The sequence below is a fragment of the Delftia sp. GW456-R20 genome (assembly GCF_001622915.1).
GTDB lineage: Bacteria > Pseudomonadota > Gammaproteobacteria > Burkholderiales > Burkholderiaceae_C > Comamonas > Comamonas acidovorans.
Map to the genome: position 1 here is coordinate 777,285 of NZ_LWCN01000005.1, position 18,306 is coordinate 795,590.

The following is an 18,306-nucleotide window of genomic DNA, read 5'->3' on the forward strand; positions in this document are numbered from 1 at the left end:
GTTCAGTTCTCCTGTTTCAGCCGCGCGCGCAGCAAGGTTTGCGGGGGTGCGTCGATGCGCTCGAAATCCACGCCGAACACGGCATCCAGCCCCGGCGCATGCAGCAGCTCGGCAGGGGCTCCATCGAGCGCAATGCGCCCCTGGTCCAGCACGATGACGCGCCCGAAGTGCGCCAGCGCCAGGTCCAGGTCATGCATGACCACCAGCACCAGCCGCTCGCGCCCACGCTGCGCCATCGCCTGCACCAGGGCCAGGCGGTGGCGCACGTCCAGCGCGGCGCCGGGCTCGTCGGCCAGCAGCACGGGCGGGTCGGTGGCCAGCACGGTGGCCAGCAGGGCACGCGCCTGCTCGCCGCCGGACAGCGTGGACCAGCGCCTGCGCGTGAAATCCTGCAGCCCGGCGCCTGCAATGGCCGCCTCGACATCACCCCGGCCCGCCAGCCGCATGTGCATGAGCTCGGCCAGCGTCAGGTCCCAGTGCGGCGCAAAGCGCTGCGGCATGTAGCCCACGCGGCGTGCGCGCTCGGCCACGGGCAGGGTTGCAATGTCTTGCCCGTCCAGCAGCACGCTGCCGGATGCAGGCGCCTGCAGCCCCGCCAGCAGGGACAGCAGGCTGGACTTGCCCGCGCCATTGGCCCCCACCAAGGCCACGGCGCCGCAGGCGGGTAGCTGCAGCGAGACGGCGTCCAGCACGCTGCGGCCACGGTGGCGCAGCGTGAGGGACCGGGCCTGCAGGCGTGGCACGGCGTCGTCCATGGCTTGATCGTTCATGCGGACCTCAGCCTGCGCGCGAGCAGCACGATGAAAAATGGCCCGCCGGCCACGGCCGTGACCAGGCCCAGCGGGATCTCGGCCGGCGGCAGCACGCTGCGCGCAATGGCATCGGCCAGCGTGACGATGATGGCGCCCGTGAGCGCCGACGCCGGCAGGGCCGCGCGGTGCAGCGGTCCCGCCATCCAGCGCGCGATGTGCGGCGCAGCCAGGCCCACGAAGGCCACCAGCCCGCCATAGGCCACGGCCACGGCCACCACCAGCGAGCCGGCCAGCACGGCCAGCGGCGTAAAGCGCGCCACGTCCAGGCCGAAGCCCTGGGCCGCATCCTGTCCCAGGCCCAGCAGGTCCAGCCCGCGCGCCAGCGCCATGGCCCCGGCCAGGCAGGCCAGGGAGGCACCGGCCAGCAGGCCCAGCCCGCTCCAGGACGGCGTCTGTATGCCCCCCAGCACCCAGCTGAGCACCACCTGCAGGCTCACCGTCTCATCGGACAGCGCCAGCATCAGGAACGAGCGCAGCGCGCCCAGCACGGCCGCCAGCGCCACGCCGGCCAGCAGCATGCCGGCCGCATCGGTGGCACCGGCCACGCGCGAGACGGCCAGCACCAGCATGGTCGAGCCCCAGGCGCCCGCAAAGGCCAGCACGGGCAGCGTCCAGGCCTGGGACAGGCCGAACAATAGATGCATGGGCACCAGCAAGGCGACAGTCGCCCCCAGCGCCGCGCCGCCCGAGGCGCCCAGCAGATAGGGCTCGGCCAGTGGATTGCGGAACACGCCCTGGAAGATGGCGCCCGACAGGCCCAGCAGCGCGCCCACCAGGGCGGCTGCCAGCACGCGCGGCACGCGCCACTGCAGCAGCAGCCGGCTGCGCAGGCTGTCTTCGCCGCCCAGCGCGGCCAGCAGGTCGGCCGGGCTGGCCCACTGGTGGCCCGCGCAGGCGGCGATCAGCAGGCTGGCCAGCAGCAGCAGGACCGCACCGGCCCAGGGGCGCCACGCAGGTGGATGTGAAAGGGAATTCATGCGGCCTCCCCGGCCCAGGCCGCAGGGTGCAGCCAGCGCGAGAGCTTTTCCACGCCGCCAAAGGTGCGCGGCCCGGGAATCAGGAACTCGGCACGCGCCACCGTGGTGGCCCGGCCGCCACGCACGGCACGCAGGTCGCGCCAGCCGCGCTGGCCGATCAGGTCCTGCATGGCCTCCTGCGTGCCCGCGAACAGCAGCACGTCGGGATCGGCGGCCAGCACGGCTTCGGGCGAGACCTGGGGCACGGTGCCCAGGCCGTCCAGCGCGAACGCAGCGCCCGCGCGCACCATGGCCTCGCCGGTATAGGTGCCCGGCCGGGCCGCCAGCAGCATGCCGTTGCCCAGCCGGCCCGTGACCATGAGCGCGCGCGGCCGGGGCTGGCCGGCCACCAGCCGGTCCACGCGCAGCAGCCGCGCTTCCTGCGCCGTGGCCAGCGCCTGGCCGCGCGCCTGCACGCCCGTGGCGCGGGCCACCAGGCGCAGGTTGTCCATCACCTCGGCCAGCGAGCGGCTGAGCAGCACCATCACCGGCACGCCGATGCGCTCCATGGGATCGACCAGCTGGTGCGCCGCCTGGCGCGCAGGCGTGACGATGACCAGGTCCGGCTGGCGCGCCACCACGGCGTCCACCGAGAACCCCAGCCGCCCGCCCACCTTGGGAATGCGCTCCACGCCCGGTGGAAAGCGCGTGAAATCCTCCACGCCCACCACGCGGTCCAGCAGGCCCAGCGCGGCCACCAGCTCGGTATTGGAGGCAAAGATGGAGACGATGCGCCGCGGCGGCGCGGCAATCTCCACGCGCCGGCCCAGCGCATCCTGCAGCACCACCGGCCCGCCTGCAGCGACGGTGTCGGCCCAGGCCGCGGGCAGGCCGCAGCCCAGGGCCGCCGCCGCGCCCTGGCGCAGCAACTGGCGGCGCGTGGTGCTGGATTGCCTCATGCCGTGGTCCTCAAAACTCTGCTTGCAGGCCGACCATGAGTTCGCGCCCCGCCATCGACGTTCCGCAGCCGCCGTTCTGGTACGCCGGGTTGGCGATGCAGGGCGCACGGTCCAGCGCGATGAAAATGGGATGGCGGTTCAGGTCGAACAGGTTGTTGACGGCCGCGAACAGCTTGACGCCGCGCGACACGCGGTAGTCGGCCCGCAGGTTCCAGATGGTGAAGGCACCCTTGCGGTGGATGAAGGTGCTGCTGGGCTCGCCCTGCGGGATGAGCAGCGCCTCTTCCGTGTCGTACCACATGGGACCGCGCAGCAGCGTGGACAGCTGCAGGCTCCAGTCGCCCTGCAGGCGCCCGCTGCCCTGGCCGTAGCGCACGCCGGCCGAGGCCTCGTAGCGGTACATGCGCTGCACCTTGTCGGTGTTGGCCGACGCTGGCGATCCCTTGTCCCGCATGCTGAAGTGGTAGTAGCCGCCAGCCCAGGCCTTGAGCTGGTGGCCCGTCAGGTTCAGCGCCCGCGCCAGGTCCATGTCGGCCTGCATTTCCAGGCCGCGCGCCACGATGTCGGCCGCGTTGTTGGCGTAGTCCGAGGTGTTGGTCGTGGCCCCGCGCGAGACGGTGATGATGCGGTCGGTGATGGTGTTCTGGAACAGGGCCGCATCCACGCGCCAGCCGGGCTGCTGCAGCGCGGCGCCGACCTCGATCTGGCGGCTGGTCTCGGGCTTGAGGTTGGGGTTGCCGAAGGTGCGGCCACCGCCGACGGCCGTGAAGTCCGAAGCCAGCTCCGTGGCCGTGGGCGCGCGAAAGCCCGTGGAGGCGGCAGCGCGCAGCGTGAGCCGGTCCGTGGCCTTCCAGGTGGCGCCGGCCGACCAGGTGTGGTTGTCGTAGTCGCGCGTGCTGGCCTGGGCAAGGGCGAGGTTGGGCGTATCGTCGAAACGCGTCGTGCCCCAGGTCTTGCGCAGGCCGGCACGCAGCGTGAGGCGGTCGTCGAACAGGGTCTGCGCGTCCTCGAAGTACAGCGCGTGCACCTGCTCGGTCTGGTTGTTGTCGTAGGGCGCGACCTGGCCCGCCGGCCCGCCCGGCATGGCCACGCGCAGGCGGTCGGAGCGCAGCTTGCTGCGCTCCCAGTCGAAGCCCATCAGCAGGTCATTGGTCTGGCTGACACGCAGGCGCGGATGAAAACGCAGGCCCGTGGCGTCCAGCTGGCGGTGGTTGTAGTCGCGCGCCGTGCCGGGCACGGCGCTGTTGCCCGAGCGGATCACGGGCGATGCCCAGTTGAACTCATCGGTATCGATCAGGCTGTAGAGGTGGGTCGTCCAGCTCAGGCGCTGGCCGGGCAGTGCGCCCTCGTAGGTCAGGTCCAGCGAGCGGTTGCTGCGGTTGTCGCGGCTGTAGATGTTGGCGCCCGATCCGCGAAAGCCTGCGTTGTAGATGCCGTCCGTGCGCAGCTGCAGCTCCACGCGGTGCAGCTCATGCAGCTGCCAGCCCAGGGCGCCGCTGGCGCCGCGCCGCTTCCAGCCCGTGTTCTCCATGCGCGTGCCGCCGTCGCCCGACTCGTAGTCGCCACGCCCGCCTGCGCTCACGCCGAAGTACCAGTCGAAGCGGTCATTGGCGCCGGCCGTCTGCGCATCGGTGCGCCACAGGTCCCATGAACCGGCCTGGACCTGGGCGCGCGTGCCAGGCGCGGTCGCCCCCGTCTTCATGATGATGTTGACCACCCCGCCCATGGCCTGGCTGCCGTAGATCACCGAGGACGGGCCACGCACGATCTCGATGCGCTCCACATCCGAGGGGCTGAGCTTGGACAGGTTGGCCGTGCCCGCGCGCCGGCCATTGACCAGCACCAGCACCTGGCTGCGGAAGTCGCGCCCCTGGCCGTCGGTGGAGGCGCCGCGCAGGTTCATCGAGGTCTGGGCAGCCGTCCATTCGCTGAGAAAGCCCACGGCGTTCTCGGCCAGCAGGTCGGTGACCGAGCGCGCGCTGGAGCGCTCTATGGCCTCGCGGTCGATGGTCTGCGTGGTGCCCGCGATGCGGCTGCGCGCCTCGGGCCGCGCGGTGGCGGTCACGAAGACGGCATCCAGCGCATCGTCGGCGGATGCACCGGTTTTGCCGGCCGTCGGTTCCTGTGCGGCGCCGGCCGCTGCGGCGCAGCAGGCCAGCACGGCCGCAGCGGTGGCCGGGCGCAGGAAGGGAGGAAGGGGAAAGGGGCCGGAATAATCGGCGGCCAAAGAAGCGAAGCGCATGCGTTGAATCCAACTGCCCCAGTCACCCGTGGGGCCTATCGTCTGAACCACGCCGCACGGCGCGCACGCCGGAGCCGGCCACGGCAGCGCAGGCTGGGGCCGGACCGGACAGGCGCACTCCCGCGGCGTCCGAAAGCAGTGCAGAAGGCCGGTATCCGGGCTTGCGGAACGCTGCGGCGCGCATCGTGGGCGCGCTGCAGCAGGCATCCCCGCCTTCCCATGTCCGTCCAGACACAGTGGCTTGCGGCGCGCAACCGGTGGGTGGCGCGCCAGCGTGGGGAGTTGTATTCCGCTGACCGTTGCGGGGGCAGCGCAGGCATTGCGAGCGGCCACCTCGATGGCATCGCGCACCTGCTTCCCGTTGAACCCCTGGCCGGTGAACGGCATGGGGCACCTTCAGCAACAGCGCACCGCCACGGCCCAGGGGCTGCGGCGGTGCGCCAGCGGCGGATTATCGCTGATGCTGTCTAGAGCCAGAAGCCCGGCACGCGGGCCAGCGCCCGCAGCGCGCGGCGGCTGCTGCGTGCGCTGGTGGCCAGGCGGGCCTGCAGGTAGCCGGCCGCGAACCAGGCGCGCGGGTCGCGCGCGGCCTCGGCATGGAAATGCTCGGCCGCCACGGCCATGTCGTTGTGCAGGCCCAGCGCGTCCTGGGCGGGCACCAGCGCCTCGGCAAAGCGCCGGCCCTTTTTGCCGGGCCACATTCCGGGCGCGAATTTCCGTGCAAAGTCCGCCAGGTAGCGCAGGCGCTTGAGCCGCTTGCGCACGCGGTGCTGCTGCGCCAGCGGCAGGCGGTCGAAGTGCAGGCCGTCGCGCAGCACCTGGCGGTGCAGGCGCGCCAGCCGCCGTGCCAGGTACTTGCGCGTGCCTGTGGCGGACAGGTGGGCAAAACGGGCCGATGGCTCTGCCTGCGGCGCCTGCGCCAGCGCCTGGATCTCGGCCAGCGCGTGCAGGAACGGCGGCTCGCGCACGGCAGCGGCTGCATCCGCCTGCACGGCCTGCGGCGCCTGCCAGTCGCACAGGGGCGCATGGGCGGCCTGCAGCAGCGGGCGCACCACATCGGCCAGCGTATCGGCATCGCGCAGCGTGCCAAGCTGCGCAAAGGCCTGGGCCAGGGGTTCATCCCATTCGGCGCGCATGCCGGGCGCCAGCCCCGCGCATTCGCGCAGCACGGTGCGCAGGCGCCGCAGGGCCACGCGCAGCTGGTGGATGGTCTCGGCATCGCTGCCACCGCCCTCCAAAACCGCCAGATGCGACTGCACCTGGGCCAGGGCAGCAGTCAGCGCCGCACGCACAAAGCCGGCCGCATCGGGCCGGTCAGGGTGCTGCTTCGCAGGGGTGGACATGGTCAGGCAAGGAGATGGGGACGTTGCCGACGATTGTGGGCGCAGCGCCGCGCCAGGGTCAATCCATGGTCAATCGGCGCCCTCCCCGCTCAGGCTGTGCAGCGCGGGCCGGGCAATGCGCACATAGTCGGCCGAGTCCAGCACGATGGAGCGGTCCAGCCGGCCCGCGTTGAAGGCGATCTCGCCAAAGCGCTCTACCAGGGCCGGGTCCACCACCAGGCGCACCTGCGGGTTGAAGGAGAACGGCGGCACCGATCCCATCACGCAGCCCGTGGCGGCCTGGGCCTCCTCGGGCGAGGCCAGCGTGGCCTTGCGCACGCCCACGGCCTGGGCCAGGCGCTTGAAGTCCAGCTTGCGGTCGCCGGGCAGCACGGCCAGGAACAGCTGGGGATCGCCCGCAGCGGCCGCATCGCGGCTCTTGCAGAGCATGGCCTTGGCGCCCTGGCCGGGGGCGGTGCCCCGGATTTCGGCGACGAGGTCGGAGCGGCCTTCGGCCGGATGTTCCAGCACGCGAAAACGCGCGCCCTGGAATTGCAGCAGGTCTACAAGGGTGTCGAACATGGTGGAAAGCGCAGAGAAGTCGTCTGGATTTTGACATTTTGTCCAATTCAAAACAAAATGTCCAATATGACCCAACGAACCCCTGAACAGCGCCAGCTTCTGGACCAGCTGGCCCAGATCGCCGAAGGCCTGGGCCAGACCTTTGCCCCGTTCTGCGAGGTGGTGGTGCATGACCTGCTCGACCCGTCCCATGCGGTGCTGGCCATCCACAACAACCTGTCGGGCCGCGAAGTGGGCCAGGGCGCGACGGAGCTGGGCCTGGCCCGCATCCTGGACCCCAGCTACGAGCAGGTCATTGCCAACTACCCCAACCAGTTCGCCGATGGCCGCCAGGCCAAGAGCACGTCCATCGGCATCCGCGACTCCGAGGGCCGCTACATCGCCGCCCTGTGCATGAATGTGGACCTGACGATGTTCCAGGGCTTCCAGGGCATGCTCAACCGCTTTGCCGCCGTCAGCGGCGACACCCCCGCGCGCGAAATGCTGGACCCCACGGGCGGTGGCGCAGGCGCCGACACGGTGCGTGCCCGCATCGACCAGTTCGCGGCCCGCCTGGCGACCACGCCGCGCGCCCTCAAGCCCGAGGAGCGCCGCGCCCTGGTCCGCGAGCTCAAGGGCGCCGGCCTGCTCGATGTGCGCCGCTCCATGGAGACCATTGCCGCCCACCTGGGCGTGTCGCGCGCCACGGTCTACAGCTACGCCAAGTAGGTCCGGGCACCCCTTCCCGATCCACCCCTGTTTTCCTGTACCGATGACAAGCCTTCCCACCTACGACGACGTGGCCGCAGCGGCCCAACGCATCCAGGGCCATGCCCACCGCACGCCCGTGCTCACCTCGCGCACGCTGGACGATGCGCTGGGCGCCCGCGTCTTCCTGAAGTGCGAGAACCTGCAGCGCATGGGCGCCTTCAAGTTCCGCGGCGCCTTCAACGCCCTGTCTCGCTTCAGCCCGGCGCAGCGCAAGGCCGGCGTGGTGGCGTTTTCCTCGGGCAACCACGCCCAGGCCATTGCCCTGGCAGCCCGGCTGCTGGAGATTCCCGCCACCATCGTTATGCCGCACGACGCGCCCGCCGCCAAGGTGGCGGCCACCAAGGGCTATGGCGGCCAGGTGGTGGTCTACGACCGCTATACCGAAGACCGCGAGCAGATCGGCCGCGACCTGGCCGAGCGCCACGGCCTGACCCTGATCCCGCCCTACGACCATGCCGACGTGCTGGCCGGCCAGGGCACGGCCGCCAAGGAACTGTTCGAGGAAACCGGCCCGCTGGACGCCCTCTTCGTGCCGCTGGGCGGCGGCGGCCTGCTGTCGGGCACCGCCCTGTCCACACGCGCGCTCAGCCCCGACTGCGCGCTCTACGGCGTGGAGCCCGAGGCCGGCAACGACGGCCAGCAGTCGCTGCGCGCAGGCCGCATCGTCCACATAGACACCCCCAAGACCATTGCCGACGGCGCCCAGACCCAGCACCTGGGCGGCATCACCTTCCCCATCATCCAGCGCGACGTGACCGACATCCTCACCGCCAGCGATGCCGAGCTGGTCGACGCCATGGGCTTCCTGGCCACGCGCATGAAGCTCGTGGTCGAGCCCACCGGCTGCCTGGGCCTGGCCGCCGCGCGCCAGAAAGGCGAAGAGCTGCGCGGACGGCGCGTGGGCATCATCCTCAGCGGCGGCAATGTGGACATGCAGCGCTTTTGCAGCCTGCTGGGCGCGCCGATGTGAATTCGCCACAGGGCCCTGAAAAACGACTGGGCACGCTATGGAGCCGGCTTCTATACTGCGGCGGCAATTGTGAATTAATGTTTCATCGTTAACAAAACCACAACCCCAGCGTGCTTGCCAGGCAGCCCCGAGGACCAGAGGATGCCGCCGCGCGCCCACCACTGCGCCCCATGAACAAGCCCACCAGCCTCCATTCCTCCTGGGTCATCCCGGCCCTGTCCTCCTTGCTGGTCCTGCATGCCGCAGGCGCCCTGGCGGCCGACATCACGCTCACCCCACCGGCGGGCGGCGGCTTTGTCATCAAGAACCAGGGCGGCCAGGAGCGGTTCAGGGTGCAGGACAGCGGCCAGGTCTACGTGCCCGGCCTACCCGCCACCACGCCCGGCAACCAGCTGACCTGCCATGACGGCGCCACCGGCCAGCTGGTGCAATGCGCGGCAGGCACCGGGGTGGGTGCAACAGGAGCCACGGGCGCGACAGGTGCCACCGGAGTCACGGGCGCCACGGGTCCTGCCGGTGTCACGGGAGCCACCGGCCCCACAGGCGCAACCGGCGCCGGCGCAACGGGGGCCACCGGCGTCACAGGGCCTACGGGAGCGACAGGCATCACCGGCGCCACCGGGGTCACTGGCAATACCGGGGCTACCGGCGTGACGGGTTCGACCGGGGCCACGGGGGTCACGGGTGCGACCGGGCCCACAGGAGCGACCGGCATCACCGGTGCCACTGGCCCCACGGGCGCCACGGGCTTGCAGGGAACGGCGGGAGCGACCGGCAACACCGGGCCGCAAGGCATCCAGGGCGTTACCGGGGCCACGGGCAATACCGGGGCCAACGGCAGCACTGGATCGCCCGGTCCAACTGGCCCTGCAGGACCGATGGGAGCTACGGGCAGCGTTGGATCATTAACGCCCATCACGGCAACTGCCACATGCAGCAACGGCCCTACCACGGTCACCGCCGTCTGCTCCAGTGGATCCGTGGTATCGGGTGGCTGCAGGACTGCGGACCCCGTCAACCATGGTCTGGCAAGCACTTTCCGCGCCGCTTCCAATCAATGGTCTTGTACTTATTCGTGCGGTTTGGCGGGAACCGTCACCGCCGAGGCATATTGCCAGTAACCCCTTGACTGCCCCTGTGCTCTCTCACCCGCGCGGGCTGAAGGTGCGCGGAAACACCACGGGCGCGCTGCGGTCGGCCAGGCGGTAGCCCATGGCCGGGCGGCGTGACGTGCCCTCCACCTGGCCGGCCTCCACCAGAAAGCCGGCCGCCATCATGCGCGTGCGAAAACCGCTCTTGTCCACGGGGCGGCCCAGCACCACTTCGTAGGCCTGCTGCAGCTGCGGCAGCGTGAAAGGCTCGGGCAGCAGAAAGGCCGGCAGCGAGGTGTATTCCACCTTGCCCCGCAGCCGCTCCACCGCTGCGCGCAGGATCTCGCCGTGGTCGAAGGCCAGCGCAGGCTCGCGCAGCAGTTCATCGACGGCAAACCACGACACATCGGCCGCATTCGCGCCCTTGGCCAGGATCAGGTCGTGGCCCGGGATCAGCGCGAAATACACATGCGTGGCCGACCAGCCACGCGGGTCGCGCGCCGCGCCGCCCCAGCTTCCCAGCTGCTCCAGGTAGGGGCTGTCCACGCCCGTCTTGTCCAGCAGCTTGCGCCGCGCGCAGGCCAGCAGATCCGCGTCCTGGCGCACATCCACAAAGCCGCCGGGCAGCGCCCACAGCCCCGGGAAGGGCTCGCTGCCCGCCGTGGGGCGCTGCACCAGCAGCACCTGCAGGGCATCGTCTGCCACCGTGAAGATGACCACGTCCACCGTGGTGAACGGGCGCGGGAAGTCCAGCGCGCCCTGCGGGGATGGGGGATTTTTTTCAGCCATGGGATGGATTGTGCTTGACGTGCCGGATTTTAAGTTGCACTATGCAACCCATACAAGTTGTACAGAGCAACTTAAAGGAGAAGCACCATGTTCGGCATCCGTTTCATCAAGTCCCAACCCACGGTCCACCTCATGCAGTTCCGCGCCGGCAAGGTGGTGCGCGAGGGTGCGGGCCAGTCCTTCTTCTACTACGCCCCCACCACCACCCTGGTCGCCGTGCCCGTGGGCAGCCAGGACTGCCACTTCATGCTGGAGCTGGTGACGGCCGACTTCCAGAGCGTCACCGTGCAGGGCCAGGTCACCTACCGCATCAGCACACCGCGCCAGACCGCCACGCTGATGGACTTCTCCCTGGCGCGCGACGGCCAGAAATACATGTCCGAAGACCCGCAGCGCCTGGGCGACCGCGTGACCATGCAGGCCGAGGTCATCATCCAGCAGGCCGTGCAGGCGCTGGAGCTCAAGCAGGCGCTGCGCTCCTCGGCGCTCATTGCGCGCACGGCCCAGCAGGAGCTGGCCGCCCAGCCCGAGATCGAGGCGCTGGGGCTGGAGATCCTGGGCGTCTCGGTCATGGCCGTCAAACCCACGCCCGACATCGCCCGCGCCCTGGAGGCGGAGGCGCGCGAGTCCAACCTCAAGGCTGCGGACGACGCCGTCTATGCCCGCCGCATGGCTGCCGTGGAAAACGAGCGCGCCATCCGCCAGAACGAGCTCGATACCGACGTGGCCGTGGAAAAGAAAAAGCGCCAGATCCGCGAGGCCCAGCTGGAAGCCAAGGCCGCCCAGATGCGCAAGGAAAACGAGCTGCGCGCCGAACAGATGTCCGCCGACGTGGCGCTGGAGACCAGCCGCCGCGACTTCGTCGAAGGCCAGGCCGCCAACAGCCGCACCCTGGCCGAAGCCGAGGCCTACCGCGTGGGCGCCGTCATGCAGGCCCTGGAGAAGGCCGACCCGCGCATCGTGCAGTCGCTGGCCGCCGTGGGCATGCAGCCGGGCCAGCTCATCGCCCAGGCCTTTGGCGGCATTGCCGAGAAGGCCGAGCGCATCGGCCAGCTCAACGTCTCGCCCGAGCTGCTGCAGTCGCTCATGGGCGCCGGTGCAGGCCATGCAGCCGCCGTGCCCGATTCCGAACCCGCAAGGAGCCGCCGTGAACGCCAATGAACGCAAGACCGTGCTGGTGGTGCGGCGCACGCGGCTCGATGAGCTGGTGGCCAAGTACCACACGCTGTCCCAGGCGTGCTTCTACATCGAGCACCTGGGTGCCGACTTCGGCGACTACCTGCGCGAAAGCGCCGCCTACGCCGCCGCCCTGCAGGCCGTGGTGCAGGCGCTGGAGGCGCGCGGCCGCTACCAGATCGTGGACCGCGCCCTGGTGCCCAACTTCGTCTTCGGCGCCGACGACATCGTGGTGGCGCTGGGCCAGGACGGCATGGTGGCCAACACCATGAAATACCTGGACGGCCAGCCGCTCATCGGCGTCAACCCCGAGCCCGCGCGCTGGGACGGCCTGCTGCTGCCCTTCGCCCCCGCCGACCTGGCCACCCTGCTGGGCGACGTGGCCGCCAACCGCCGCCCCACGCGCGCCGTCACCCTGGCCGAAGCGCGCCTGAGCGACGGCCAGGTGCTGCGCGCCGCCAACGACCTGTTCATCGGCCCGCGCAGCCATACCTCGGCCCTGTACGACATCGCGCTGGGCGACCGGCGCGAATCCCAATCGTCCTCCGGCCTCATCGTCGCCACGGGGCTGGGCTCGTCCGCCTGGATCAAGAGCATCGTCACGGGATCGATGGGCATTGCCCGCGCCGTGCGCGGCGCATCCACCGACTTCGACTACCAGCCCTTCGCCTGGGATGCGCCACGCCTGGACTTCGCCGTGCGCGAGCCCTTTCCCAGCCGCTCCTCCACGGCCGAGCTGGTCTACGGCCAGGTCACGGCCGGCCAGCCGCTGACCCTGCGCTCGCGCATGCCCGACCATGGCGTCATCTTCTCGGACGGCATGGAGGCCGACTACCTGCAGTTCACGGCGGGCATGCAGGCCACCATCGGCCTGTCGGATCGGCAGGGCTGCCTGGTGGTGTGAAGCCCGCAGCACGGACAATCATCAACACAACAAGAAAATCCATGGAAATGGACCGTATGAACAACAAGAACACACTGACATCGACCAGCAAATTCATGAGCCTGGTCCTGCGCCACAACCCCGGCCGCGCCGGGCTCGCACTGGACGCCCAGGGCTGGGTCTCCATAGACGCATTGCTGCGCGGCGCCCAGGCGGCCGGCCGCAACATCTCACCCGCACTGCTGATGGAGGTGGTGCAAAGCTGCCCCAAGCAGCGCTTTGCCATCAGCGCCGACGGCCTGCGCATCCGCGCCAGCCAGGGGCATTCCGTGCAGATCGACCTGGGCCTGCAGGCCAGCGTGCCGCCGCAGCGCCTCTACCATGGCACGGCCACGCGCTTTCTGGACTCCATCCTGCGCACCGGCCTGGACCGGCGCAACCGCCACCACGTGCACCTGACCGACAACCTGGCCACGGCCCGCTCCGTGGGCCAGCGCTATGGCCGGGTGGTGCTGCTGGAGATCGATGCGGCGCGCATGCATGCCGATGCCTGCCTGTTCTACCGCTCGGACAACGGCGTCTGGCTCACGGACAGCGTGGCACCGCACTACCTGCGCGTGCTGGCCGAAGAGGAACACGATGAAACCCATCATTGCCCTTGACGCCGATGGCGTGCTGCTGGACTACAACAGCGCCTATGCCGGAGCCTGGGAACGCGCGTTCGGCCAGCGCCCCGCCGAGGCCGACCCCCATGCCTACTGGGCCATGGACCGCTGGGCCGTGCAGGCGCTGGACGGCGAGCGCCTGCAACAGTTCAGGGCCTGCATGGACGACGACTTCTGGCGCAGCATTCCCGCGCTGGGCAATGCCTTGCAGGCCTGCCACGAGCTGCAGGGCGCCGGCTACGAACTGGTCTGCGTGACGGCCCTGGCGGCGCGCTTCGAGCAGGCCCGCCTGGGCAACCTGCGCGACCTCGGCTTTCCCATCGACCGCGTGATCGCCACGGGCCGGACCACCGGCCTGCGCAGCCCCAAGGCAGACGCCCTGCAGCGGCTCGGCCCGGTCGCCTTCGTGGACGACTATCTGCCCTACCTCCGGGACATTGGCCCGGGCATTCACGCGGCCCTGGTGTGTCGCGGCCCGAACGGCACGCCCAACACCGGGCCGGACCTGGTCCACGCCCACTCGCAACATGCAGACCTGATGGCCTTCAGCCAGTGGTGGCTGCAGCAAGCTCCATCGCATTCCTGAAACGGCACATACGGCAACGAGACAGCCCATGACCACCACAGACCACATCGCCTCCCTGCAAGACCTCCAGCACGCCATGGCCCAGGGTCTCACCCCGCGCTTCCTGCCGTTCTGGGGCCACCAGCCTGCGGCCGATGGCTCCATCGGCAAGACCTGCATGAGCCAGTGGTTCGAGGCGGGTTTCGAGGTCGATGGCCAGCACTACCCCACGGCCGAGCATTTCATGATGGCGGGCAAGGCACGGCTGTTTGGCGACGAGGCGGCGCACGCGGCCATCGTGCGCTGCCGCACGCCGGGCGAGGCCAAGAAGCTGGGGCGTGGCATCCAGGGCTTCGATGAAGCGGCCTGGGTGGCCGCGCGCATGGGCATCGTGGTGCGCGCCAACCAGGCCAAGTTCTCCCAGAACCCGGCCCTGGCCGGCTATCTGCTGAGCACGGGCGACCGCGTGCTGGTGGAGGCCAGCCCCGTGGACGCCATCTGGGGCATTGGCATGGCCGCCGACGATGTGCGCGCCACCGACCCCGCGCGCTGGCAGGGCCTGAACCTGCTGGGCTTTGCCCTCATGCAGGTGCGCGCGCGGCTGCGCAGCACCGCTCCTGACCGACCATGAGCGCGAGCACAGGCATGGCCATGGACACGCTGGACCGATACCGTGGTGCCCTGCTGGGCCTGGCCTGTGGCGACGCCGTGGGAACGACGCTGGAATTCCAGCCGCGCGGCAGCTTTGCGCCGCTGACCGACATGGTGGGCGGCGGCCCGTTCTCGCTGCCCGCAGGCAAGTGGACCGACGACACCTCCATGGCCCTGTGCCTGGCCGAAAGCCTGCTCCAGCGCGGCGGCTGCGACCCGCAGGACCAGATGACGCGCTATGCCAACTGGTACGAATGGGGGTACTGGAGTTCCACCGGCAACTGCTTTGACATCGGCATGGCCACCAGGGCGGCCATCCAGCGCTTCCTGGCCACCGGCGATCCGCTGGCCGGGTCGCCCGACCCGGACCAGGCCGGCAACGGCTCCCTGATGCGGCTGGCGCCCGTGCCCATGTTCTTCGGCCCCGACGAGGACCTGGTGCAGCGCATGGCTGAACTCAGCTCACGCACCACCCACGCGGCACCTGAATGCCTGCAGGCCTGCCGCCTGTTCGCCGTGGCGCTGTGCCGGGCACTGCAGGGACTGCCCCGGTCGCAGGTTCTGGACCTGGGCGGCGTTCTGCCAGACGGCGCCAGCCCGCGCCTGCGGGAGATTGCCCGTGGCGACTATCGCGACAAGCCGGCCGCACAGATTCGCGGCAGCGGCTACGTGGTGGACAGCCTGGAGGCGGCCCTGTGGTGCTTTGCGAGGCATGACAGCTTTGAAGGCGCGGTACTGCAGGCCGCCAACCTGGGCGATGACGCCGACACCACGGCAGCCATCACGGGCCAGTTGGCAGGAGCCCTCCACGGCGCCAGCGGCATTGCGGACCGCTGGCTGGAACGCCTGCACCTGGCCCCTGAGATCACAGCCCTGGCCGATGCGCTCTGGCAAGCCGCCAGAGGTGCCAGTGACGCTTCTCCGACCGCACCTCTCAGCAACTGAGCGGACTGGACCAGGCTTGTCTGCGCAACCTCCACGCACCCGAGCTTCGTGACACGCGGGCCTTGCTCTTTACGAATGGCGTGCATGGGCGGCTTTTGACTGAGCCACGCTCCATTATCAGAGCAGTCTGATTGCATCACCTCATATCTTCGGCGTAGAGTGCGAAATACTAAAGAGGCCACCCATCGAATGATTCGATGCTTTCATTTCCAGCCTCTCATTATTCACTCAAAAGTTCAATAAAACTATTGCGTGATATTTTCGAGAATCATACTTCAGCAATGGAGCGAATCAGTATCATGCATTCTTCTTTCATTCCCTCATTTTTCTCGCAAGTACGCCGCCTTGCATTGATCGCCCTTCCATTTCTCATCGCCTTTTCAGCGGCAACGATGAACACCAATGCCTTTGCCGGGGGCGTATTCTCCCCCACCAGCTCCAGCATTTCACTGCCCGAGGAAATAACAGTACCCGGAAATTACTCCAACGGATCGACGCTATGGAAGTCTACGGCAACCGTATTTAATCTTCGAGCAGTGCTGAACACGGCATTCGAGTACGATGTTGCCAAAGCCGTTGTAGCCGCCAATGTTCAATCCGGAAACAAGACGCCCGGATACAATAATGTCTACAGCACCAATATTCCCGGCATTGGAATCCGCTGGTGGGCAACATGGCGCGGCCCCAGCGCTCCCAGTGGCAGAACCATGCCCATTACCACCGAATCAGAAAATAATTCGGGCGCGCTGGGTTATTTCTGGAATGTTTCATCCACCCAGGATGTCTGGATCGAACTGGTGAAAACCGGCAGCGTTTCCGCTGGCACACTAACGGGCTCCGGGATGAACGTCGAGATGCGATTCCAGTGCCCCAGCTGCATCGCAGGAAACGTCAACCTGTCCGGCCGCACCAGGGTGGTGGTCGGTCCCTCCTGCTCGGTGGCCGCCTCGACCATCTCCGTACCCATGGGCGCTGTGCCCATCCTGCGGTTCACGGGCCTCCAATCCACCTCCATCCCCCAGCACTTCGACATCACGCTGGAATGCAAGGGCGGCGCGCCCGAAAGCGTTCTGCGCCCCCACATCACGCTCACCGATGCCAACGACACCAGCAATCAGAGCACCGTCCTGACCTTGAGCCAGACCGCGCCAGACGGCAAGCCGGTTGCCACCGGAATAGGCATACAGATATTGAAGGATGGCACCGCTCTCGGCTACGGCCCGGACTCCAACGTGCCTGGCAACACCAACCAATGGAGTGCGGGAACCATCGTCCAGGGCGTTGCCCAGTTCAAGATCCCGCTGACTGCCAAATACGTGCAGACCGCTGCGGCAGTCACGACGGGGCAGGCCAACGGCAGGGCCACCTTCACGCTGAACTACCAGTGAGCAGCGTCCCCGCCCTCAGGGCTTCTTGTCCAGCTGCATTTCCCAGGACTTGAGCTGCTTGGTGCGGGCGCGGGCGAAGTCGCTCCAGCAGTTGGCGCGCGCATCGTCCTTGGCAAAGCTGGCCGAATTGAATTCAGAGAGGAACTCGCAGGCACTGCGCGCGTATTGCACCCAGTTTCTCTGCGCCACTTCCAGCTCTTCCGACGCCTGGGGCATGCGGGCCTTGAGCTTGAGCGACAGCGAGGCGTAGGCGGCCTTGACCATGGCCACGTTCTGCTCGTGCAGGCAGGCGCGCACCTCGGACATGTTGGTGGAGCTTTCCTCGCAATTGCCCGAGCTGGTGGGATTGGCGGCCCAGGCCACGGGGCTGGCACACAGCAGGGCGGCGCAGGCGAGAGGGGCGAGTAGGGACGCTAGGGCTTGGTGCATGGAAGAGGGCTCGCTGGGAGGTGCCGGTGGGCGCAGCACCCCGGCCGTCGCGATTACACCATCGACCCGCCCTGCCGCGGGCCCACATTTCCCTGGTGATCACCCTGATGCAGCGACGCAAAGCGCATAAACATGCTCCCAAAGCTTTGTTGCCGTGGGTCAAGGGCGGCCAGAAGATGCGGGCGTACGCATCTTTCGTTCGTCCCGACCGCCCCGCTCCCGCCATGCACACAAGCCCCACCCTGCGCCGCCAGCCCCGCGCCACCCTTTCCGCATCCCTGACCTTCATCGCCGCCGCGCTGGCCCTGGCCTGCACCCAGGCCCGGGCCGATGCCACGCTGGACAAGATCAAGCAGCGCGGCAAGGTCACCATTGGCGTGCTGGTCAATGGCGGGCCCTTCGGCTCCATCGACCCGTCCACCCAGCAGCTGGTGGGCTGGAACCCCGAGCTGGCACGCGCCCTGGCCAAGGGCCTGGGCGTGGAGGCCGAGCTGGTCCAGGTGCAGACCGCCACGCGCGTGCAGTTTCTGCAGGCCGGCAAGGTGGATCTGCTGATCGCCTCCATGGAGCTGAACCCCGATCGTGCCGAGACCCTGGGCTACGCGCCCACGCCCTTCTACCGCGTGGGCGGCATTGCCGCCGTGCGCAAGGGCAGCGGCATTGCCAGGTGGGAAGACCTGCGCGGCAAGCCCGTGTGCGTGTCCCAGGGCAGCAGCTTTGCCAAGCCGCTGGCCAGCGAGTACGGCGCCCAGGTGCATGGCTACAAGAGCTCGTCGGACTCGCTGCTGGCGCTCAAGGGCGGCAACTGCGTGGCCGCCGTGCATGACAGCACGCTGATCTACCCGCTGCTGCGCAGCAACCCCGAATGGGCGCAGTACTCGGCCCCCATCACCGGCGAGGTGCTGCCCGCGCCTTCCGTGGTCTGGACCCGCAAGGGCGAGGCCGACACCATCGCCGCCGTGGACAAGGTGGTGCAGGACTGGCACCGCACGGGCTGGCTGATCGCCGCCGAAAAGCGCGTGGGCATCGAGCCGGCCAACCCGCTGCTGCCCGAGCTGCAGGCCAAGTTCAAGTCCGCCAGCTGACCGCCGACCGCCACGGCGGTCCACCCCTGCTTTTTTTCGACCACCC

At 69.0% G+C, this 18,306-nt stretch carries 19 protein-coding genes and 1 riboswitch; of the genes, 11 read left to right on the forward strand and 8 right to left on the reverse strand.

Annotation, left to right across the window (positions count from 1 at the left end; all coding sequences use genetic code 11):
• Positions 1 to 2 precede the first annotated feature (2 nt).
• From A4F85_RS27365 to A4F85_RS27390, 6 genes are all read right to left on the reverse strand, one after another.
• Positions 3 to 770, reverse strand: a complete 768-nt coding sequence (locus A4F85_RS27365) for an ABC transporter ATP-binding protein (protein ID WP_063328388.1) — start codon at positions 768 to 770, stop codon at positions 3 to 5.
• Positions 767 to 1,789 carry a FecCD family ABC transporter permease gene (locus A4F85_RS27370; protein WP_063328389.1) on the reverse strand — a complete coding sequence of 341 codons (1,023 nt, stop codon included), beginning with the start codon at positions 1,787 to 1,789 and terminating at the stop codon, positions 767 to 769. Before A4F85_RS27370 ends, A4F85_RS27365 begins: the two co-directional genes overlap by 4 nt.
• Entirely contained in the window at positions 1,786 to 2,727 is a 942-nt protein-coding gene (locus tag A4F85_RS27375) for an ABC transporter substrate-binding protein (RefSeq protein WP_063328390.1), read from the reverse strand. Before A4F85_RS27375 ends, A4F85_RS27370 begins: the two co-directional genes overlap by 4 nt.
• A gap of 10 nt (positions 2,728 to 2,737) precedes the next feature.
• A complete protein-coding gene (locus tag A4F85_RS27380) occupies positions 2,738 to 4,969 on the reverse strand; it encodes a TonB-dependent receptor (RefSeq protein ID WP_063328391.1) in 2,232 nt (743 codons plus the stop codon).
• Positions 4,970 to 5,098: 129 nt separating this feature from the next.
• Positions 5,099 to 5,382, reverse strand: a riboswitch (cobalamin riboswitch).
• 54 nt (positions 5,383 to 5,436) lie between these two features.
• Positions 5,437 to 6,312: a CHAD domain-containing protein gene (locus tag A4F85_RS27385; RefSeq protein WP_063328392.1), complete on the reverse strand. Its 876-nt coding sequence runs from the start codon at positions 6,310 to 6,312 to the stop codon at positions 5,437 to 5,439.
• A gap of 69 nt (positions 6,313 to 6,381) precedes the next feature.
• Positions 6,382 to 6,873 (reverse strand): YbaK/prolyl-tRNA synthetase associated domain-containing protein, encoded by a 492-nt coding sequence (locus tag A4F85_RS27390; protein WP_063328393.1) that lies wholly within the window; start codon positions 6,871 to 6,873, stop codon positions 6,382 to 6,384.
• A gap of 66 nt (positions 6,874 to 6,939) precedes the next feature.
• Between A4F85_RS27390 and A4F85_RS27395 the strand changes: the two genes are divergently transcribed.
• The 3 genes from A4F85_RS27395 (at position 6,940) to A4F85_RS31290 (ending at position 9,714) form a co-directional block, all read left to right on the forward strand.
• Positions 6,940 to 7,581 carry a helix-turn-helix transcriptional regulator gene (locus tag A4F85_RS27395; protein WP_063328394.1) on the forward strand — a complete coding sequence of 214 codons (642 nt, stop codon included), beginning with the start codon at positions 6,940 to 6,942 and terminating at the stop codon, positions 7,579 to 7,581.
• Positions 7,582 to 7,624: 43 nt separating this feature from the next.
• Positions 7,625 to 8,593, forward strand: a complete 969-nt coding sequence (locus tag A4F85_RS27400) for a threo-3-hydroxy-L-aspartate ammonia-lyase (RefSeq protein WP_063328395.1) — start codon at positions 7,625 to 7,627, stop codon at positions 8,591 to 8,593.
• 170 nt (positions 8,594 to 8,763) lie between these two features.
• Positions 8,764 to 9,714, forward strand: a complete 951-nt coding sequence (locus A4F85_RS31290) for a collagen-like protein (RefSeq protein ID WP_082848305.1) — start codon at positions 8,764 to 8,766, stop codon at positions 9,712 to 9,714.
• 24 nt (positions 9,715 to 9,738) lie between these two features.
• Here A4F85_RS31290 and A4F85_RS27405 read toward each other — a convergent pair whose 3' ends face one another.
• Complete coding sequence (locus A4F85_RS27405; protein ID WP_063328396.1) at positions 9,739 to 10,473, reverse strand: NUDIX hydrolase; 735 nt, start codon at positions 10,471 to 10,473, stop codon at positions 9,739 to 9,741.
• A gap of 87 nt (positions 10,474 to 10,560) precedes the next feature.
• Here A4F85_RS27405 and A4F85_RS27410 point away from each other — a divergent pair, with 87 nt between their 5' ends.
• The 7 genes from A4F85_RS27410 (at position 10,561) to A4F85_RS27440 (ending at position 16,746) form a co-directional block, all read left to right on the forward strand.
• Positions 10,561 to 11,634, forward strand: coding sequence for an SPFH domain-containing protein (locus A4F85_RS27410; RefSeq protein ID WP_063328397.1), 1,074 nt, complete (start codon positions 10,561 to 10,563; stop codon positions 11,632 to 11,634).
• Positions 11,621 to 12,553: a hypothetical protein gene (locus tag A4F85_RS27415; RefSeq protein ID WP_063328398.1), complete on the forward strand. Its 933-nt coding sequence runs from the start codon at positions 11,621 to 11,623 to the stop codon at positions 12,551 to 12,553. Before A4F85_RS27410 ends, A4F85_RS27415 begins: the two co-directional genes overlap by 14 nt.
• Positions 12,554 to 12,609: 56 nt before the next feature.
• Positions 12,610 to 13,194, forward strand: coding sequence for an RNA 2'-phosphotransferase (locus A4F85_RS27420; RefSeq protein ID WP_047327826.1), 585 nt, complete (start codon positions 12,610 to 12,612; stop codon positions 13,192 to 13,194).
• Positions 13,172 to 13,783: an HAD family hydrolase gene (locus tag A4F85_RS27425; protein WP_063328399.1), complete on the forward strand. Its 612-nt coding sequence runs from the start codon at positions 13,172 to 13,174 to the stop codon at positions 13,781 to 13,783. The genes A4F85_RS27420 and A4F85_RS27425 overlap by 23 nt, the downstream gene beginning before the upstream one ends.
• Before the next feature lie 28 nt (positions 13,784 to 13,811).
• Positions 13,812 to 14,393, forward strand: a complete 582-nt coding sequence (locus tag A4F85_RS27430) for an NADAR family protein (RefSeq protein ID WP_063328400.1) — start codon at positions 13,812 to 13,814, stop codon at positions 14,391 to 14,393.
• Positions 14,390 to 15,358 (forward strand): ADP-ribosylglycohydrolase family protein, encoded by a 969-nt coding sequence (locus A4F85_RS27435; protein WP_331710736.1) that lies wholly within the window; start codon positions 14,390 to 14,392, stop codon positions 15,356 to 15,358. Before A4F85_RS27430 ends, A4F85_RS27435 begins: the two co-directional genes overlap by 4 nt.
• A gap of 299 nt (positions 15,359 to 15,657) precedes the next feature.
• Positions 15,658 to 16,746, forward strand: a complete 1,089-nt coding sequence (locus tag A4F85_RS27440; protein WP_231890636.1) for a fimbrial protein — start codon at positions 15,658 to 15,660, stop codon at positions 16,744 to 16,746.
• Between the two features lie 15 nt (positions 16,747 to 16,761).
• Here the strand turns inward: A4F85_RS27440 and A4F85_RS27445 are convergent, their stop codons facing one another.
• Positions 16,762 to 17,175 (reverse strand): lysozyme inhibitor LprI family protein, encoded by a 414-nt coding sequence (locus A4F85_RS27445; RefSeq protein WP_034397148.1) that lies wholly within the window; start codon positions 17,173 to 17,175, stop codon positions 16,762 to 16,764.
• A 224-nt stretch (positions 17,176 to 17,399) separates the two neighbouring features.
• On the opposite strand from A4F85_RS27445, the gene A4F85_RS27450 reads away from it, so the two are divergent.
• The gene (locus A4F85_RS27450; RefSeq protein ID WP_063328401.1) at positions 17,400 to 18,260 is read left to right on the forward strand and encodes a transporter substrate-binding domain-containing protein; all 861 of its coding nucleotides are present in this window, start codon (positions 17,400 to 17,402) and stop codon (positions 18,258 to 18,260) included.
• The last annotated feature ends 46 nt before the right edge of the window (positions 18,261 to 18,306 follow it).

Bases quoted from the DNA above. Each gene is read 5' to 3' on its own strand.
- A4F85_RS27365 (WP_063328388.1), bottom strand. From the start codon at position 770: ATGAACGATCAAGCCATGGACGACGCCGTGCCACGCCTGCAGGCCCGG.
- A4F85_RS27370 (WP_063328389.1), bottom strand. From the start codon at position 1,789: ATGAATTCCCTTTCACATCCACCTGCGTGGCGCCCCTGGGCCGGTGCG.
- A4F85_RS27375 (WP_063328390.1), bottom strand. From the start codon at position 2,727: ATGAGGCAATCCAGCACCACGCGCCGCCAGTTGCTGCGCCAGGGCGCG.
- A4F85_RS27380 (WP_063328391.1), bottom strand. From the start codon at position 4,969: ATGCGCTTCGCTTCTTTGGCCGCCGATTATTCCGGCCCCTTTCCCCTT.
- A4F85_RS27385 (WP_063328392.1), bottom strand. From the start codon at position 6,312: ATGTCCACCCCTGCGAAGCAGCACCCTGACCGGCCCGATGCGGCCGGC.
- A4F85_RS27390 (WP_063328393.1), bottom strand. From the start codon at position 6,873: ATGTTCGACACCCTTGTAGACCTGCTGCAATTCCAGGGCGCGCGTTTT.
- A4F85_RS27395 (WP_063328394.1), top strand. From the start codon at position 6,940: ATGACCCAACGAACCCCTGAACAGCGCCAGCTTCTGGACCAGCTGGCC.
- A4F85_RS27400 (WP_063328395.1), top strand. From the start codon at position 7,625: ATGACAAGCCTTCCCACCTACGACGACGTGGCCGCAGCGGCCCAACGC.
- A4F85_RS31290 (WP_082848305.1), top strand. From the start codon at position 8,764: ATGAACAAGCCCACCAGCCTCCATTCCTCCTGGGTCATCCCGGCCCTG.
- A4F85_RS27405 (WP_063328396.1), bottom strand. From the start codon at position 10,473: ATGGCTGAAAAAAATCCCCCATCCCCGCAGGGCGCGCTGGACTTCCCG.
- A4F85_RS27410 (WP_063328397.1), top strand. From the start codon at position 10,561: ATGTTCGGCATCCGTTTCATCAAGTCCCAACCCACGGTCCACCTCATG.
- A4F85_RS27420 (WP_047327826.1), top strand. From the start codon at position 12,610: ATGAACAACAAGAACACACTGACATCGACCAGCAAATTCATGAGCCTG.
- A4F85_RS27425 (WP_063328399.1), top strand. From the start codon at position 13,172: ATGAAACCCATCATTGCCCTTGACGCCGATGGCGTGCTGCTGGACTAC.
- A4F85_RS27430 (WP_063328400.1), top strand. From the start codon at position 13,812: ATGACCACCACAGACCACATCGCCTCCCTGCAAGACCTCCAGCACGCC.
- A4F85_RS27435 (WP_331710736.1), top strand. From the start codon at position 14,390: ATGAGCGCGAGCACAGGCATGGCCATGGACACGCTGGACCGATACCGT.
- A4F85_RS27440 (WP_231890636.1), top strand. From the start codon at position 15,658: ATGCATTCTTCTTTCATTCCCTCATTTTTCTCGCAAGTACGCCGCCTT.
- A4F85_RS27445 (WP_034397148.1), bottom strand. From the start codon at position 17,175: ATGCACCAAGCCCTAGCGTCCCTACTCGCCCCTCTCGCCTGCGCCGCC.
- A4F85_RS27450 (WP_063328401.1), top strand. From the start codon at position 17,400: ATGCACACAAGCCCCACCCTGCGCCGCCAGCCCCGCGCCACCCTTTCC.